This window comes from Desulfovibrio sp. An276 (assembly GCF_002159665.1).
Taxonomy (GTDB): domain Bacteria; phylum Desulfobacterota; class Desulfovibrionia; order Desulfovibrionales; family Desulfovibrionaceae; genus Desulfovibrio; species Desulfovibrio faecigallinarum.
Genome location: NZ_NFJC01000087.1, coordinates 1 through 814, shown reverse-complemented (window position 1 = coordinate 814; position 814 = coordinate 1). Strand labels below are relative to the sequence as shown.

Below are 814 nucleotides of genomic sequence, written 5' to 3'. Positions count from 1 at the left end.
AGGCATTGAAAGGATTGTTTTCTATGTCATTGGGAAGGGGCGTGGAATCGACATAGCAACACTTGCCAAAGCCTGGATACTGTCCCTTCATCAGGTCTACAAAAGCCTTGAAAAAAGCCATTTTGGCGCGATCTTCACCCATGGCGGCAAAGTAGGACGTATCGCTCTTGAGACTATGCAGAGGGACTGCATCTATGAGGTAGGACACAAAAGATCTTCCCACCCAGTCCTCGCAACTGATCTTGCTTCCATCCTTGACAACACTGTGAAGGATGTGGACCCAGAGGCGCTGGCACAGCGTTTTTTTCTGAAAAACACCACCGAGGACGCTGTCCAGACCGTGCTTTTTCAGAAATTCCATCAGGAACCAGACATCACCGAATGTGGTGTGGAAATTGGGGTCAACAGGGAGCAATTTTGGAGGGAGTCTTGGGTCATCAAGAGCCACATCCTTAAACTCTCCAGTCGTCGAACAGTACTCGACCAAACCTCTGAGAGGAGATTGAAAGATGCCTAATTTCAAATTCTTATCAAAGTATACTACCTTGCCAAGACTCTCAATTACTCTGTGTTTTGAGAAGTTGCGAGAGCCTGGAGTGTAGACAGTATCCATTATCGCTGCTGAACCTGAAAGCACCTCTCCATGCTCATTTCTGACCAGTTTTTGCACCTTGATGAAAGCCATAGTCCCCCCAAAGCAGTATGGTTCTCAGTAGAACCATATTTTCTATAGCATTTACGGCAATGGGAGTAAAGTAATTGCTTGAAAAAATTATAATTTCGTTGACACAATAACCGTATGGTTCTACTTTTA

The 814-nt window shown here is 45.1% G+C and carries 1 protein-coding gene; it reads right to left on the bottom strand.

Features of this window, described 5'->3' with window-relative positions; genetic code table 11:
• On the bottom strand, positions 1-685 hold a 685-nt coding region (locus B5F76_RS14320; protein WP_144268521.1), incomplete at its 3' end, for a hypothetical protein.
• Positions 686-814 lie beyond the last annotated feature (129 nt).